The sequence below is a fragment of the Actinoplanes sp. KI2 genome (assembly GCF_025630775.1).
Taxonomy (GTDB): domain Bacteria; phylum Actinomycetota; class Actinomycetes; order Mycobacteriales; family Micromonosporaceae; genus Actinoplanes.
The window spans coordinates 62,477-76,537 of record NZ_JAOSZE010000009.1; the positions used below are offsets into that span (position 1 = coordinate 62,477).

The 14,061-nt window shown below is 71.2% G+C and carries 16 protein-coding genes; 6 read left to right on the top strand and 10 right to left on the bottom strand.

Going from position 1 to position 14,061, the window contains the following annotated elements:
• Positions 1–88: 88 nt before the first annotated feature.
• Entirely contained in the window at positions 89–730 is a 642-nt protein-coding gene (locus ODJ79_RS11265; protein ID WP_263023318.1) for a hypothetical protein, read from the top strand.
• Here ODJ79_RS11265 and ODJ79_RS11270 read toward each other — a convergent pair.
• The 4 genes from ODJ79_RS11270 to ODJ79_RS11285 form a co-directional block, all read right to left on the bottom strand.
• Positions 717–1,538 carry an SDR family oxidoreductase gene (locus ODJ79_RS11270; RefSeq protein WP_263023319.1) on the bottom strand — a complete coding sequence of 274 codons (822 nt, stop codon included), beginning with the start codon at positions 1,536–1,538 and terminating at the stop codon, positions 717–719. The genes ODJ79_RS11265 and ODJ79_RS11270 overlap by 14 nt on opposite strands.
• Positions 1,535–1,738, bottom strand: coding sequence for a ferredoxin (locus ODJ79_RS11275; protein ID WP_263023320.1), 204 nt, complete (start codon positions 1,736–1,738; stop codon positions 1,535–1,537). Before ODJ79_RS11275 ends, ODJ79_RS11270 begins: the two co-directional genes overlap by 4 nt.
• Before the next feature lie 11 nt (positions 1,739–1,749).
• Positions 1,750–2,988 carry a cytochrome P450 gene (locus tag ODJ79_RS11280; protein WP_263023321.1) on the bottom strand — a complete coding sequence of 413 codons (1,239 nt, stop codon included), beginning with the start codon at positions 2,986–2,988 and terminating at the stop codon, positions 1,750–1,752.
• 91 nt (positions 2,989–3,079) lie between these two features.
• Entirely contained in the window at positions 3,080–3,772 is a 693-nt protein-coding gene (locus ODJ79_RS11285) for a response regulator transcription factor (RefSeq protein WP_263023322.1), read from the bottom strand.
• Positions 3,773–3,900: 128 nt separating this feature from the next.
• Here ODJ79_RS11285 and ODJ79_RS11290 point away from each other — a divergent pair, with 128 nt between their 5' ends.
• Positions 3,901–5,130 (top strand): PP2C family protein-serine/threonine phosphatase, encoded by a 1,230-nt coding sequence (locus ODJ79_RS11290; protein ID WP_263023323.1) that lies wholly within the window; start codon positions 3,901–3,903, stop codon positions 5,128–5,130.
• 101 nt (positions 5,131–5,231) lie between these two features.
• Positions 5,232–6,680 carry an arabinofuranosidase catalytic domain-containing protein gene (locus ODJ79_RS11295; RefSeq protein ID WP_263023324.1) on the top strand — a complete coding sequence of 483 codons (1,449 nt, stop codon included), beginning with the start codon at positions 5,232–5,234 and terminating at the stop codon, positions 6,678–6,680.
• A 63-nt stretch (positions 6,681–6,743) separates the two neighbouring features.
• On the opposite strand, the gene ODJ79_RS11300 is transcribed toward ODJ79_RS11295, so the two are convergent.
• Positions 6,744–7,115 carry a hypothetical protein gene (locus ODJ79_RS11300; RefSeq protein WP_263023325.1) on the bottom strand — a complete coding sequence of 124 codons (372 nt, stop codon included), beginning with the start codon at positions 7,113–7,115 and terminating at the stop codon, positions 6,744–6,746.
• Positions 7,116–7,603: 488 nt separating this feature from the next.
• Between ODJ79_RS11300 and ODJ79_RS11305 the strand changes: the two genes are divergently transcribed.
• Positions 7,604–8,263, top strand: coding sequence for a glycoside hydrolase family 75 protein (locus tag ODJ79_RS11305; protein ID WP_263023326.1), 660 nt, complete (start codon positions 7,604–7,606; stop codon positions 8,261–8,263).
• Positions 8,264–8,400: 137 nt separating this feature from the next.
• Complete coding sequence (locus tag ODJ79_RS11310; protein WP_263023327.1) at positions 8,401–10,245, top strand: glycoside hydrolase family 9 protein; 1,845 nt, start codon at positions 8,401–8,403, stop codon at positions 10,243–10,245.
• Positions 10,246–10,295: 50 nt separating this feature from the next.
• Here the strand turns inward: ODJ79_RS11310 and ODJ79_RS11315 are convergent, their stop codons facing one another.
• Positions 10,296–10,808: a class I SAM-dependent methyltransferase gene (locus tag ODJ79_RS11315; protein WP_263023328.1), complete on the bottom strand. Its 513-nt coding sequence runs from the start codon at positions 10,806–10,808 to the stop codon at positions 10,296–10,298.
• Here ODJ79_RS11315 and ODJ79_RS11320 point away from each other — a divergent pair.
• Positions 10,764–11,618, top strand: a complete 855-nt coding sequence (locus ODJ79_RS11320; RefSeq protein ID WP_263023329.1) for a hypothetical protein — start codon at positions 10,764–10,766, stop codon at positions 11,616–11,618. The two genes, ODJ79_RS11315 and ODJ79_RS11320, sit on opposite strands and share 45 nt — an antisense overlap.
• A gap of 92 nt (positions 11,619–11,710) precedes the next feature.
• Here the strand turns inward: ODJ79_RS11320 and ODJ79_RS11325 are convergent, their stop codons facing one another.
• Genes ODJ79_RS11325 through ODJ79_RS11340 form a run of 4 tightly spaced genes read right to left on the bottom strand, consistent with a single transcriptional unit; the run spans position 11,711 to position 13,902 of the window.
• A complete protein-coding gene (locus tag ODJ79_RS11325; protein WP_263023330.1) occupies positions 11,711–12,013 on the bottom strand; it encodes a hypothetical protein in 303 nt (100 codons plus the stop codon).
• A 13-nt stretch (positions 12,014–12,026) separates the two neighbouring features.
• On the bottom strand, positions 12,027–13,193 hold the full coding sequence (locus ODJ79_RS11330; protein ID WP_263023331.1) for a WXG100 family type VII secretion target: 1,167 nt from the start codon (positions 13,191–13,193) through the stop codon (positions 12,027–12,029).
• Positions 13,190–13,498: a type VII secretion target gene (locus ODJ79_RS11335; protein WP_263023332.1), complete on the bottom strand. Its 309-nt coding sequence runs from the start codon at positions 13,496–13,498 to the stop codon at positions 13,190–13,192. Before ODJ79_RS11335 ends, ODJ79_RS11330 begins: the two co-directional genes overlap by 4 nt.
• Positions 13,495–13,902: a YbaB/EbfC family nucleoid-associated protein gene (locus tag ODJ79_RS11340; protein WP_263023333.1), complete on the bottom strand. Its 408-nt coding sequence runs from the start codon at positions 13,900–13,902 to the stop codon at positions 13,495–13,497. The genes ODJ79_RS11335 and ODJ79_RS11340 overlap by 4 nt, the downstream gene beginning before the upstream one ends.
• Between the last annotated feature and the right edge of the window lie 159 nt (positions 13,903–14,061).

The window sequence follows — 14,061 nt, forward strand, 5'->3', positions numbered from 1 at the left end:
CGTGATCACCAACACCCGGCGAACAGGCCCCGGACGGCCCGGCCGAATCGGTTTGATCTGTGACTCGTCGCCCCCCGTACCTGATGGTGTGCATCGCAAAATCTGCGCGACCGCGGCGACGTTGCTGACCCTGACGGCCTGCGCGCCGGCGGCGCCGGCACCGCCGCAGGCCGCCACCACGCCGGCCCGGACCACGACGGCGTCCGCCGTCGACTGCACCAGGGCCACCAAGGTGGCGATCACCGGCGCGGACGCGTTCAGCCCGGCCCGCCTGACCATCCGGCGCGGCGACGTCCTCGCCGTGACGAACCGGTCCGGCCAGGTCCACGCCCTGGCCACCACGCCGGATGCCGGGATCGTCACCAGCGTGCTCGACCCCAAGGAACGCCAGTTCGTCCAGTTCCCGAAGGCCGGTGTGTTCACCGTGCGCAGCGCCGGCGCGACGCTGCGGGTGACCGTCGCCGGCGAGAGCGGATGCGGCACGCCGAAGCCCACGCTGACGCTGACCGCCGGCGACGGGGTCAGCCCGGCCCGGCTCTCGGTCGTCGCCACCGAGAACTTCACCGTGGTCAACAAGTCCGGCGCCGCCCGGACCGTGCGCTGCTCCCCCGACCCCGGCAGCAACCGGGACAACGCCCGGCTGGACAAGGGCGAGACGCAGATCCTCGCCATCGACCAGCCGGGGACCTACACGTGCGGACCGGCCAAGATCACGGTCACTGCCCGCTGACATACGGGCTGTGCCAGCGCAGCCAGGCCGCCTGCCCGCCGTCGATCAGCAGGTCGGTGCCGGTGACGTAGAGCGACGCCGGCCCGGTCAGGAAGGCGACCGCCTCGGCGACCTCGGCGGCGGTGCCGGCCCGGCCGATCCCGCAGGCGTCGAGCATGCCCATCATCTGCGCGCCGGTCGCCGACGCCGCCTCGGCCCGGGACATCGGGGTGACGATCACCCCGGGACTGACCGTGTTGATCCGGGCGCCGAGCCGGTTCCAGGCCGGCGCGGCCGCCTGCACGCGTACCTGATTGGCGCGTTTGGCCAGGATGTACGCGGCCGTCCGGTCGTCCGGCGGCTCGAACGACAGCAACTGTTCGCTCGGTGCGGTGGCCAGCGCTCGCTCCCGCGCCGGATCGAGCGTCGCGTAGTGCCCCGCCATGCTGGCGATGCAGACGCAGGACGTGCCGTGCGTCGCCACCGCGTGGAACGCGTCGATGACGTGCGCGGTGCCGGCCAGGTCGACCGCCATGATCTGCTCGACGGTCGCGGTGGCCGCCGAGACGCCCGCGGTGTGCACGACCGCCGCGATCCGCCCCTCGGCCGCGGCGTCCTCCGCCAGGCCGGTGACCGCCACCGGGTCGGCGACGTCGGTGATCCGCCCCCGCACGTCGTACCCCTCGGCGCGCAGCGTCTCCACCGCAAGATCAAGGACTTGCGGGTACGCGTCGGCCAGCACCACCCGGCGCCCGGAGCCGATCCGGCGGGCGACGGCCACCCCCATCCCGCCGGCCCCGGTCACCACGACCACCTCGCGGCCGGTCACGGTGCAACCTCGATCAACCGGATCGCCGCGGACGGGCAGACCGCGGCCGCCTCGCGCACCTCGTCGTGACGCTCGGGACCGGGCGTCGCGTCCAGCACGACCGCCACGCCGTCCTCGTCACGCTGGTCGAAGACCGCCGGGGCGGTCATCGCGCACTGCCCGGCCGCCACGCACCGGGACTCGTCGAACTCGATCCGCACCGGACCGCCCCTCACCAGGTGACCGGGAGGGACCGCAGCCCGTAGGCGACGCCCTCCATCGCGAACGGAACCTCCTCGAACGGCACCGCGAGCGCCAGCGTCGGGATGCGCCGGTAGAGCGTGCCGTAGACGACCTGCAGCTCGACCCGGGCCAGCGACTGCCCGAGGCACTGGTGGACGCCGAAGCCGAAGGCGTGGTGCGAGCGGGCCGGCCGGGTCAGGTCGAGCCGCTGCGGGTCGGGGAAGTGCTCCTCGTCCCAGTCGGCGCAGGCGAGGTCGAAGATGACGCCGTCGTCCGCCCGGATCACGGTGCCGTGCAGTTCGATGTCCTCGTTGGCGATCCGCCGGATGCCGCTGTGCACGATGGTCAGATAGCGCAGCAGCTCCTCGACCGCGTTCGCCACGAACTTGGGGTCGTCGGCGTGCTCGCGCAGCAGGGCCAGCTGGTCCGGGTGCTCCAGCAGGGCGAGCGTGCCCAGCGAGATCATGCTGGCGCTGGTCTCGTGGCCGGCGATCAGGATCGCGCTCGCCATGGTGACCGCCTCGCGCGGGTCCATCTCGCCGGCCTTGACCCGGCCGGCCATCTCGGACATCACGTCGTCGCCGGGCTCGGCCATCTTCTTCGCGAACAGGTCGCCGAGGTAGCCGCCCAGCCTGGCGCCGGCCTCGGCGGCCTGCTCGGGCCTGGTGTCGTGGCTGATCAGCACGTGGCTGGTGGTCTGGAAGAGCTCATGATCCTCGTACGGCGCGCCCAGGATCTCGGTGATCACCATGGTCGGCACCGGCAGCCCGATCGCCTGCACCAGGTCGGCCGGCCGGGGCCCGGCGAGCATCTCGTCGATCAGCGAGTCGAGCACCTGCTGGATGCGCGGCCGCAGCGCCTCCACCCGTTTGACCATGAACGGCGCGTTGACCGTACGCCGCAGCCGGGTGTGCTCGGGCGGATCGGTGTTGGTGATCAGTCGCGGGTGGTGCGGCGCGCCGTCGGCCCGGGCCCGGGTCATGTGCGGATAACCGGGCCGCTTCTCGTCGATGCTCAGCCGTGGGTCGTTGAGCAGCGCCCGCTGATCGGCGTGCCGGGTGATGAACCAGGGCGTGCTGCCGTCCCAGATGCGCACCTTGGCGACCGGTTGGGTGCGGGTCATCTCGCGGAACACCGGTGCGGGCGCGAACGGGCAGCGCGCCTCGCGCTCCAGCGGGTAGTCGGGCGGCGTCTCGGGCATGACCCCATGGTCGGGCGTCTCTGGCATGACCCCACGGTCGGGCGTGTCAGGCATGACCCCATGCAAGCAAAGTGGCCTGACAGCACATGCTCGAAAAGCTGACAAAACCCAGACAACATCACGCGCGTACGGCGGCCGACTCCCCCAGGCAGTAACCGAACCCGCGCCGGGTCTGGATCAGCGGCGGCCCGGCCTCGTCGACCTTGAGCCGCAGGCGGGAGACCAGGCGCTCGATCGCGTTCCCGCCGCGCGGCTCGGTCCACACGTGCCAGGCCAGCTGTTCCTTGGAGAGCACCTGGCCGGGGTGCCGCAGCAGGTGGCGCAGCAGCCGGTACTCGGCCGGCGTCACCCTCAGCTGCCGGTCGCCGCGCCAGGCCCGGCAGGCCGCCTCGTCGAGCCGCAGGTCGCCGTAGCGCAGCACCTGCACCCGGGCCGGGGTGCGGTCGCGCAGCAGCACCCGCACCCGGGCGAGCAGCTCGGCCGGGCGGCACGGCTTGGTGACGTAGTCCTCCACCCCGGCACCGATCTCGGGCACGATCGTGTGCACCTGGTCGCAGGAGGCGATGCAGAGCACCGGCGGCCGGGCGGCGATGGCCGGGCGGACCCGGGCGAGCTCCTGCACATCGGGGATGTCGGTGTCGACCACCACCAGGTCGACCTCCCGCCCGCGCAGCAGGCGCACCGCCGCGGTGCCGGTCGCGACCGCGGTGACGGTGTAGCCGGCCAGGCTCAGCGTGGCCGCGAGGGAACCTCGCCGGTCCGCGTCCGGAACGACGACGAGCAGGCGGAACTCCGAGTCGCTGGCACGCATGGGACGCTCCTGAACCTCGCTACGGGTCGGCCCCAAGTATGCCCGCCGATCGACGGTGGATGATGGCCGCGGCGGGCGGCGGACACCGTGTCCGAAGCGCGGGACCGGCAGCACCTAGCATTCGTCCGGTGGCGACGATCGACTCGTTGATCTTCCCGAGGCAGCCGTCCGTGCTCCCGGCCGGGCAGCTGGCCGAGACCCAGCGGCTGGCCCGGGCCGGCACCTGGGAGTTCGACCCGGCGACCGGCACCATCGTGGTCTCGGCCGAGCTGCGGGAACTGCTCCGGCTGCGATCGACGCGGATGACCGTACGGCAGCTGTCCCGGCGCCTGCACCCGGACGACGCCGGCGCGCTCGCGACCATGGCCCGGGACGCCCGCGACGTCGGCTCGCCGGCCGAGGCGGAGCTGCGGGTGGTGGACGGCGACGGCGCGGTCCACGAGGTGATCGTGTCGTGCCGCCGGGTGGCTCCCCGCGCCACCCGGCCCTGCGCCGGGGCGGGCGATGAGGCTGCCGCCGGCCGGCCCGCGACGGCGTCCCGGCTGTGGGGCGTGTGCCAGGACGTCACGCCGATCCGCGCGCAGGTGCGGTCCACCCTGCGCAGGCAGGGCGACTGGCACGCGGTCCGCCGGACGATCGACGCGTTCCACCGGGCGGTGCTCCCGGGCGCGCTGCCCACGGTCGACGGCGCCGACCTGGCGGCGGTCCACCTGCCCGCCCCGGAGCGGCTGGACGTCGGCGCGGCCTGGTACGACGCGCAACCGGCGCAGGGCGGCCGGCTGCTGGTGTCGGTCGGCAAGGTGGCCGGCCACGACCGGCACCCGGCCGCGATCATGGGCCGGGCGCTCGGTGCGCTGCAGGCGTACGCCCACGACGACCCCGATCCGGCCGAGGTGCTCGCTCGGCTCAACCGTTTCCTGGCCGACACCAGCCGGGACGACACGTTCGTCAGCGCGGTGGTGGCGCTGTTCGACCCGGCCACCGGCCGGCTGCGGACGGCCAACGGCGGGCACCCGGCGCCGGTGGTGATCGGGCCGGACGGCGACGGCATCGCGGCGACCCTGGTGCGCACGGCCGGCCCGGTCCTGGGCGTGGTCCGCGACGCCGTCTTCCCGCCGCGCGACCTGCGGCTGGCGCCGGGCACCGCGTTCTGCGCGTACACCGACGGGCTGACCGACCGGCACCACGACCCCGGGTCGGCCGACGGGCGGCACCTGCTGGAGGTCGCGGCGAAGGCGTACCGCCGCTTCGGCGCCGAGCCGGCCGCCCAGCCGCTGGCCGAGGCCATCGTCCGGGACATGCTCGGCGGCGCCGCCCCCGACGACGACGTGTGTCTCGCCGTCGTGTGCGCCGCCTGATCCCTTGAGGACCGGCAACTGATCTGCGAGCATTGACGGATCCCAATGGGAGCGCTCCCAGAGCTCGCCGCATCCCCCCGGTTCCACCGTGCGAGGTCCTCATGCAGAATGCCCGACCCGGGCGGCGCGCTCTCGCGGCCGCCGCCACCGCTCTCGCCGCCGTCGTCGCGACGGTGGCGGGAACCCACCTGGCCGCCGCGGCCACCGCCGGCTGCGCCGTCAACTACACCGTCAGCAGTCAGTGGCCCGGCGGCTTCGGCGCCGCCGTGACCGTCACGAATCTCGGCGACCCGGTCACCTCCTGGCGGCTCACCTGGGCCTTCACCGCCGGGCAGACCGTCACCCAGCTGTGGAACGGGTCCTACACCCAGTCCGGCGCCCAGGTGACCGTCACCAACGCCGCCTGGAACGGCAGCATCGCCACCGGCGGCACCGCGCAGTTCGGGTTCAACGGCGCCTACACCGGCAGCAACCCGGCGCCCTCGTCGTTCGTGCTGAACGGGGTGACCTGCACCGGCGGGGTAGCCACCACCCCGCCGACCAGCTCGCCCACGACCGTACCGACGACCGCACCCACCACGCCGCCGCCCAGCACCACCGGCCCGTGTGATCTCTACGCCTCGGGCGGCACGCCGTGCGTGGCCGCGCACAGCACGACCCGGGCGTTGTTCGGGTCCTACAGCGGGGCGCTGTATCAGGTGCGCCGATCCTCGGACAACACCACGAGGGACATCGGCGTGCTGGCCGCCGGCGGCGTGGCCAACGCCGCCGCCCAGGACTCGTTCTGCTCCGGCACCACCTGCCTGATCACGATCATCTACGACCAGACCAGCCGGCACAACAACCTCACCCAGGCGCCGCCCGGCGGCTTCAACGGGCCGGCCGCCGGCGGCTACGACAACCTCGCCAACGCCACCGCCGCGCCGATCACCGTCGGCGGGCAGAAGGCGTACGGCGTCTACGTCGCGCCCGGCACCGGCTACCGCAACAACAACACCAGCGGGATCGCCACCGGCGACGCCGCGGAAGGCATGTACGCCATCTTCGACGGCACCCACTACAACGGCGGCTGCTGCTTCGACTACGGCAACGCCGAACGCAACAGCCGCGACAACGGCAACGGCACCATGGAGGCCATCTACTTCGGCAACATCAAGGTCTGGGGGTACGGCACCGGGAACGGTCCCTGGATCATGGCGGACCTGGAGAACGGCCTCTATTCGGGCGTCAACGCCGGCTACAACGCCAACGACCCGTCGATCAGCAACCGGTTCGTCACCGCCATCGTCAAGGGCGAACCGAACCACTGGTCGATCCGCGGCGGCAACGCCCAGTCCGGGTCACTGTCCACCTTCTACAACGGCGCCCGGCCCAACGTCTCGGGCTACAACCCGATGAAGAAGGAAGGCGCGATCATCCTGGGCATCGGCGGCGACAACAGCAACGGCGCGGCCGGCACCTTCTACGAGGGCGTGATGACCTCCGGCTACCCGAGCGACGCCACCGAGAACGCCGTCCAGGCCAACATCACCGCCGCCGGATACCGCTGACTGCCGCCCCCGTGGTAGCGGCTACCACGGGGGCAGTAGTCCCCAACCGTCTGACCGCGGCCGTCACATGTCCAGGTTCTGCTCGATCGCCCGCAGCTGATGACGGGCCATCGCGAGGTTGGCCCGGTCCTTGCGCAGGGCCAGGTAGAGGAACAGGCCCTGGCCGGAACGGGCGGTCACCGGCCGGATCAGGTGGTACTGGGTCTCCAGGGTGACCAGGATGTCCTCGATCCCGCCCGGGATGCCCAGCATCTCCATCACCCGCATCTTGGTGTTGACCACGTCGGTATTGGCGGCCGCGGCGACGGTGAGATCGAAGTGCTTGTCGCCGCCGACGGTTCCCAGCGCCATGCCGCTGGCCCGGTCGACGACCGCGGCGCCGATCGCGCCGTCGATCTGTGCCGCCTCCTTGAGCGCCACGTTCATTTCCGCCATGTCGGGCTCCCTTGTGATCCTGGTTCGTGCTCCTGGGTTCGTCCGGAAAGGATCGGCGAGCGGGGCATTTCCCGGCCGGACACGATGTGCGTCGCGATCCGGGCGCACTCTGCCAAGGTCGGCCCGCGCCGTGAGCCTGCGTCCACGGCGTCGTGACCTGCGCGAGGTGAGCCCTTGGCGGCGGCGGGACGGCGCCGTGGCCCGCGCGAGGTGAGCCCTTGGCGGCGGCGGGACGGCGCCGGACGGTCCACGCGGGACAACCCGGCGGCCGCGCGCGGAGGGTGACCCACCGCCCGGCGAGGCGCTGCACCGGGGACTGATCCGTCCCGTACCGGATCGGGTTTTATCGATCTTTCACGATCTCTTGCGGAGTTCGCCGGACATCGATACGGTCGCTCCACCGAACTGTTCGGCAAGTTAACTAACAGATCCGCCGCGGACATCTCCCTCGTCCGTCCATTTTGGACTGACTTGTCCTTGGAGGGCACGTGAAACGTAAGACCATGACCGCATTCGCCGCGCTGGGCCTGCTGCCGGCGATCCTCACCGCCTCCCCCGCCCGGGCGGCCGGCCCCACCGCCGCCCAACTGCTGGCGAAGGTCAGCTCCTGCACCGTCGCCTCGCACGGCAAGTACGCCACCGACGACGGCGAGGCGTCGACCGTCAACATCTGCAAGAAGGGCTCGGCGTTCTTCTGGAAGGCCGACATGGACATCGACTGCGACGGCGTGCGCACGTCGAACTGCAACGAGAACACCGATCCCTGGTACCAGGACCAGACCTCGTTCGAGACGTCCGCGGGCCGGCCGTTCCAAGCCGACAAGACCCACTATTTCGTGATTCCGTTGCCGAGCTCGCGATTCAACTACTCCAGCAGCGGCATCAAGCCGGGCAGCGTCGCGGCGATCATCTACAACAACAAGGTGGTCTACGCCGTCTTCGCCGACGAGGGCCCGGACAACATCATCGGCGAGGCCTCGTACGCGACGGCGAAGGCGCTCGGCATCGACCCCGACCCGGACACCGGCGGCGTCGACTCGGGCGTGACCTACATCGTCTTCCCGGGCAAGGTGCCGAGTCCCATCGAGTCCAACAGCGCCATCGACAGCAAGGGCGCAAGCGCGGCAACAGCGTTCGTGAACAGCTGAGCCGTGCGGGCAGGGGCGCGGGCCATCGGTCGGCGCCCCTGCCCCTACCTTGCCGCAAAACGCGAAGGAATCTCCTGACCTTGTGATACCGTCCACGACGGATCTGTTAAACAGTCTTCCTATTGCGGAGTGACCTCGTGTTCAAACTGGTCATGAGCCTGGTCCTGGTCGCCCTCACCGGCTTCGCCGCGCCCCCGGCGGTGTCCGGCCTCGCCGCGCCCACGGCGGTGTCCGGCGTCATCCGCGTCGACCAGGCCGGATATGTTCCCGGCGAGAGCAAGCAGGCGTACCTGATGGCCACCGCGCCGGCCACCGGCCTGCGGTTCACCGTCCTCGACGCGAAGGGCCGGCCGGTGCTCTCCGGCGACGTGGCCGCGAAGAGCCGGGGCTCCTGGAACGCCGCCTACCCGGCGGTCTACCCGATCGACCTCAGCCGCCTCGACCGGCCCGGCACGTACCGGATCCGGGTCGGCGGCCTGGTGTCGCCCGGCTTCCCCGTGCGATCGGCCACCGATCTCTACGGCGAGGTGGTCCGGGACGGGGTGACGTTCTTCCGCACCCAGCGCGACACCGCGCACCGCAACGACAAATCCGCCACCGTGTACGCGACACCGCACTTCGCCGAGGAGGACGTCATCGCCGACGCCGACCTCAAGCGGATCGGCGGCCCGGTCGACGTCGCCGGCGGCTGGTACGACGCCGGCGACTACCTGAAGATGACTCACACCACGGCGTACGGCGCCATCACGCTGCTGGCCGCCGCCCGCGCGATGGGCCCGTCCGCCCCGGCCGCCCTGGACGACGAGGCCCGGCAGGGCATCGCGTGGCTGGACAAGGCGTGGGACCAGCGCACCCGAACCCTGCGGCTGCAGGTCGGCATCGGCTCCGGCAACCAGGCCGGCACCTTCACCGGCGACCACGACCTGTGGCGCCTGCCGGCCGCCGACGACCGGAACGCCGACCACGCCGACCGGTACGCCGCCGCGCACCGCCCGGTCTTCGACGCCGCCGCGCCCGGCAAGCCGATCAGCCCCAACCTGGCCGGCCGGGTCGCCGCCGCCTTCGCCCTCGCCGCCCAGCAGGACGCCATCCGCTACCCCACCCGGGCCCGCGCCGAAGTGCGCGCCGCCACCTCGCTCTACGCCCGCGCCGACGTCAAGAGCCCGCCGAAGCCGCTGGTCACCGCGCTGCCCAATGAGTTCTACCCCGAGGACACCTGGCACGACGACATGGAGCTCGGCGCCACCGAGATCGCCCTCGCCCTGAGCCGGCTCGGCCTGCCCGGCGGGCGCGCCTACGTCCGCGACGCCGCCGGCTACGCGCACGGCTACCTCGCCGAGGAAACCGGGGACACCTTCAACCTGTACGACGTGAGCGCCCTCGCGCACGCCGACCTGATCACCGCGATCCGGCAGACCGGCGGCCCGGCCGGGCTGGCCCTCGGCCGGGACCGGCTGATCGCCGACCTGCGGCGGCAGGTGCGCACCGGCGCCGACCGGGCGGCCAAGGACGTGTTCCACGCCGGCGGCGTCTACACCGACTTCGACGTCGACTCGCACACGTTCGGGCTGATCGCCACCGAGGCGCTGTACCGCGCGGTCGCCGACGACTCCTATGCGGGGTTCGCGACCCAGCAGAGGGACTGGCTGCTCGGCGCGAACGCCTGGGGCAGCAGCTTCATGGTAGGGGTGGGCTCGACCTTCCCGCGCTGCCCGCAGCACCAGATCGCCAACCTGACCGGCCGCCCGCTGACCGGCGCCGTGGTGAACGGCCCGAACGACCCGTCGCTGTTCGCCGACGGCCTGGGCGACTACCTGGACGACATGGTGAAGTGCCCGGCGGCCGGCCAGGACCCGTTCGCCGCGTTCACCGGCCACGGCAGCCGCTTCGTCGACGATGTACGAGCCTGGCAGACCGACGAGCCCGCCCTGGACATGACCGGCAGCGCCATCCTCGGCGCCGCCCTCCAGGCCGGCCGGTAGAGCTGACCACCGGACAGCCGCCCGCCGCTGCGACGACGGTCGGGCCGGCATCAACAGGTCGACCGTCGACGTCGGCGCAGTGAAGTGGAAAAGTATCGCCATCCCACCGTTCTGATGTCCGCTTTCCAGCCCAGGGCGTCGAGCCGGCCCTGCAACTCGTCGGGGGCATAGAGCACCTTGACCGCGCGAAAGACCTGGCCGCCGGCGACCTCGCGGTGCACGGCCGGTACGGGCTGCGCAGCGGCCGGACGCTCCACGGCGGCCACCGCCGGCAGTTCGTCGATCACGAATACCCTGCCGTCCGGCGTCAGGCAGTCGGCGACAAGCGCCCAGAAAGCGGCGAAGCGCTGCGGTGGAACATGGGACAACCAGGCCGAGAAAAAGACGAAGTCGTAGCGCTCGGGCGGCCGCCACGTGAACAGGTCAGCTTCGACCAACTGCACGTGAGCCGCCCCGGCACGCTGCCGGCAGATCGCCAATGCCTCCGGTGCGGCGTCGACAGCGGTCACCGTCGTGGCATGCCGGGCGAGCTCGACGGTCCATTGCCCGGTGCCGCACGCCAACTCCAGCGTCCGGCGGAAGGGTGCGAACCCCTCCAGGGTGTCACCTCTTCGTTATCCGCAAATCAGAACTGCGGCCGTGAGCGGCGCATCGCACCGGATATGAGCGTCAACAATCTCGGAAAGGGCACCCCCATGATGGGCCGTTTGGCAACCCTGCTGGGTGCTGTGGCCGTTGTCGGTCTCGCCTCCGCCTGCGCCCAAGATCCGGAGCACTTGAGCGGAGCTGCCGCGCCGGTCGGAACGCCGGCATCCGCCTCGGCCGCGACGCCGGCCAGCACGCCGCCGACCACCGGAGTGCCGTCGAGTGCGCCACCGGCCAGCAGCAAGCCCGTGCAGCCGTCGGCCACGGCGAGCACCGACCTCGAGCATCTGACCATCTATCCGACGCACGTCGGAGACCTGCGGGTGGGTATGTCGTTGACCAGCGCGAAGGCGACCGGGCTCATCACCTTCCGGCCCGGGGCCATCGCCTCCGACCCGGCCGGGTGCTCGTACGCGGATTGGCGTGGGCATCCCGGCGCCACCGGGGTCGTGTTCAACGGCCGATATGGCATCCGGGCGATCGAGGGCATCGCCCAGCAGCACACGCCTCAGGGCATCAAGATCGGCAGCACACTGAGCGCCACGAAGAAGGTCTTTCCCGACTTGCACTTCGCACAAGCGGATCTCGGGGGCAACCCGAATCCGCAGACCGGCAGGGCGTTCGCCGACCCGAAGCCGAACGACGGCGCTCACTACCGGTTCGCCTTCAAGAACGGCAAGGTTGCCGAGATCGGTCTGGCGAGCGACCGAGCCGGCTGCTACGAATGAGTGTCCACCTGTCCCGCGGCGCGGTCCGGGTCGGCCGACTCGCAGTCGGCGATCACGCCCGGACGCGCGCTGCCCTGGTCCGAGCAGCGGTCTCAGCCGGTGATCTCTTCCCGCCGACCCGTGCGGACGTCGTGGTACTCGACCCGGTACCGGCCGGTCAGCTCGGCCGCCAGGCGCCGGGCAAGCCGCGCGCCGCGGTCGGCGAACGCCTCCTCGGCGGCCGCGTCGGGGAAGCCGGACGAGGCCGGGTCGTCGAGCACGAGGGTGGCGTCGTAGTCGTCACCCCAGTCGTTCAGTTCGTCGGCCAGTTCCTTGGAGATCGGCAGCGTCTCGGGGTCGACGTTGTACTCGTCGGCGCCTGGCTGCCACGTCGGGTACGACTGGTAGTCGGGCATCACCCGGATCACATCAGTGGCCAACTGGATTCGCCCCCACTATGAAGCCGTTGTTCCCGACCGTCACGGCCACCTTATAGGGCCGGCCCTCGAACACGAATTCGAAGATCGGCCGACCCATACCCTTACCCTGGTACCCGACGACCTTTCCTGTGGTGGCCGCGTCGAAGACGAACTGGCCAACCTTCTCGCGAGGCACGCCGATGTCGGCGAACTGGTCCGCATGATCCATGACGTGCTGGAGGCCGGCCTTCGCGTTGCCGCTCTCCAGGAAGATGATCTTCCCGTCGCCGTCCTTGCCGATCAGGATCACCTTGTCAGGATCGTGTTTGACGCCGTTGGCGGCGAGTTCCTCGAGCAGCTCCGCCCGGCTCGGGCCGGTCGGCTTGCGGACGGGCTCCTTGCCACCCTTACCGCCCTTGGCGCCGAACCTACCCAGGACGCTTTTGATCTTTTCGATCAGTTCGGCAATCTTGCCGGCCATACCGCGGAGGCGGCCGAGGCTGCTGACCAGGTCCCGCAGCCAACTGCTGATCTTCGCGGCCCAGGAGGCGCAGAGCGTCGAGACCTGCTCGACCACGAGCGGCGTCGCCAGGCCGAGCGACCCGACTTCCTCGGCCGCATAGACGATCAGCCGGGACACCAGCGTGGCGATGCCGTCGCGCACCAGCATGCGTACGCCGGCCACGAGGAACCCGGCGGCCTCCGTGATGGCCGCGAGAGTTTCGGCGGCCTTGCCCAGAGCGTCGGCCGCGGCCTTCTGCTGACCGGTCCAGGTGCGGTAGGCGTCAGCGGCCGACCCCGTCCACTCGGTCATGTCCCACCGCACCGCGCGATCAAGGTCGTTCGCTCGGTCATGTACCGCCCCGGCCACGTTGCGCCAGGTCTGCGCATGCGCCGCGATCCGGGCGGGATCGCCCGCGAGCCAGTCCAGCGCCTCACGGAGCGGCTTGACGTGCTCGATGATCCAGGCGACGCCGTACTGCAGGAGCGCGCCGATCGGGTCGGAGATGAGGGCCAGCGCGTCGAGGCCGGCTGACACCGTGCCGAGGGTGCCCTCGATCCAGCTACCGTCCTTGACGCCTTGGCAGATGGTCTCGATGTCCTGAGCTATCCACACGCCGGCCCACGGGTCGACGGTCGATTGCGCCGTGGCGACCAACGGGTTCCCGGAGGTCATCGGGTGCTCCGCAGGCGGTCGGCCGCGTTGCCGTCGGCCGCGTCGTAGTCGGCCGCCGTCGAGCGCAACGCGTCCGCCGTGTCGTGTGCCGCGGCCACGGCAGTACCGAGGCCGTCGATAAGATGCGACTGCAGGCCGTTCAGGATGGCCGGGACGAACTGGCACAGCTCGCCGTAGACATCCGTGTCGACATGCACCGCCTCGCCGGCCTGCTGAGCGACGCCCAGGCCGTCACCAATTGCGTCCACCTCAACGGCGTGCGAGACGAGGTCGGACGATTTGACCTGGAACTGGTCACCGCTCATTGCGCCTGGTCCCTGCCGTCGCTTTCCGGGTCGGGACGGCCGAGGCGGGCATTCACGGACCTCATCACGGCCTGACCGGTGGCGCTGTCGAGTCCGACGGTCTCTGCCGTCGCCCGGGCGAAGTCTCGGACCAGCGACTCCTTGGCAGCTCGAACAGCCGCCATGATCTGCCGTGCGGTGGTTTCGGCCGGCTGCCGCCGGATCTCCTCGTCGAGCCACAATCGGGTGATCTGGCCGTCTGATCCCACGGTGACCTCGACGGCGCCGTGGCCCTCACGTGCGGTGGCCGACAGTTCCGACGTAAGTTCGTTCAGCGCCCGCGCCTGAGCGGCACGCTCCTCGAAACCTCGCTGCCACCGGTCGATCTTTTCCAGCGCCAGGCCGTCGATCGCATCATCGGTCACCAGCTCACGATAGTGACGGTCGGCAAAACTCCGGTGTCTTCCTCGGCGACGCCGGAACCCAGCTTGATCACCCGCGGTAGGCTCCCGCCGTGCGTGCCAGCCGTGTCGTCTCGATGTTCTCCGTGTTTGCCCTGGCCGGGTGCGGCGGTGCCGCCTCAG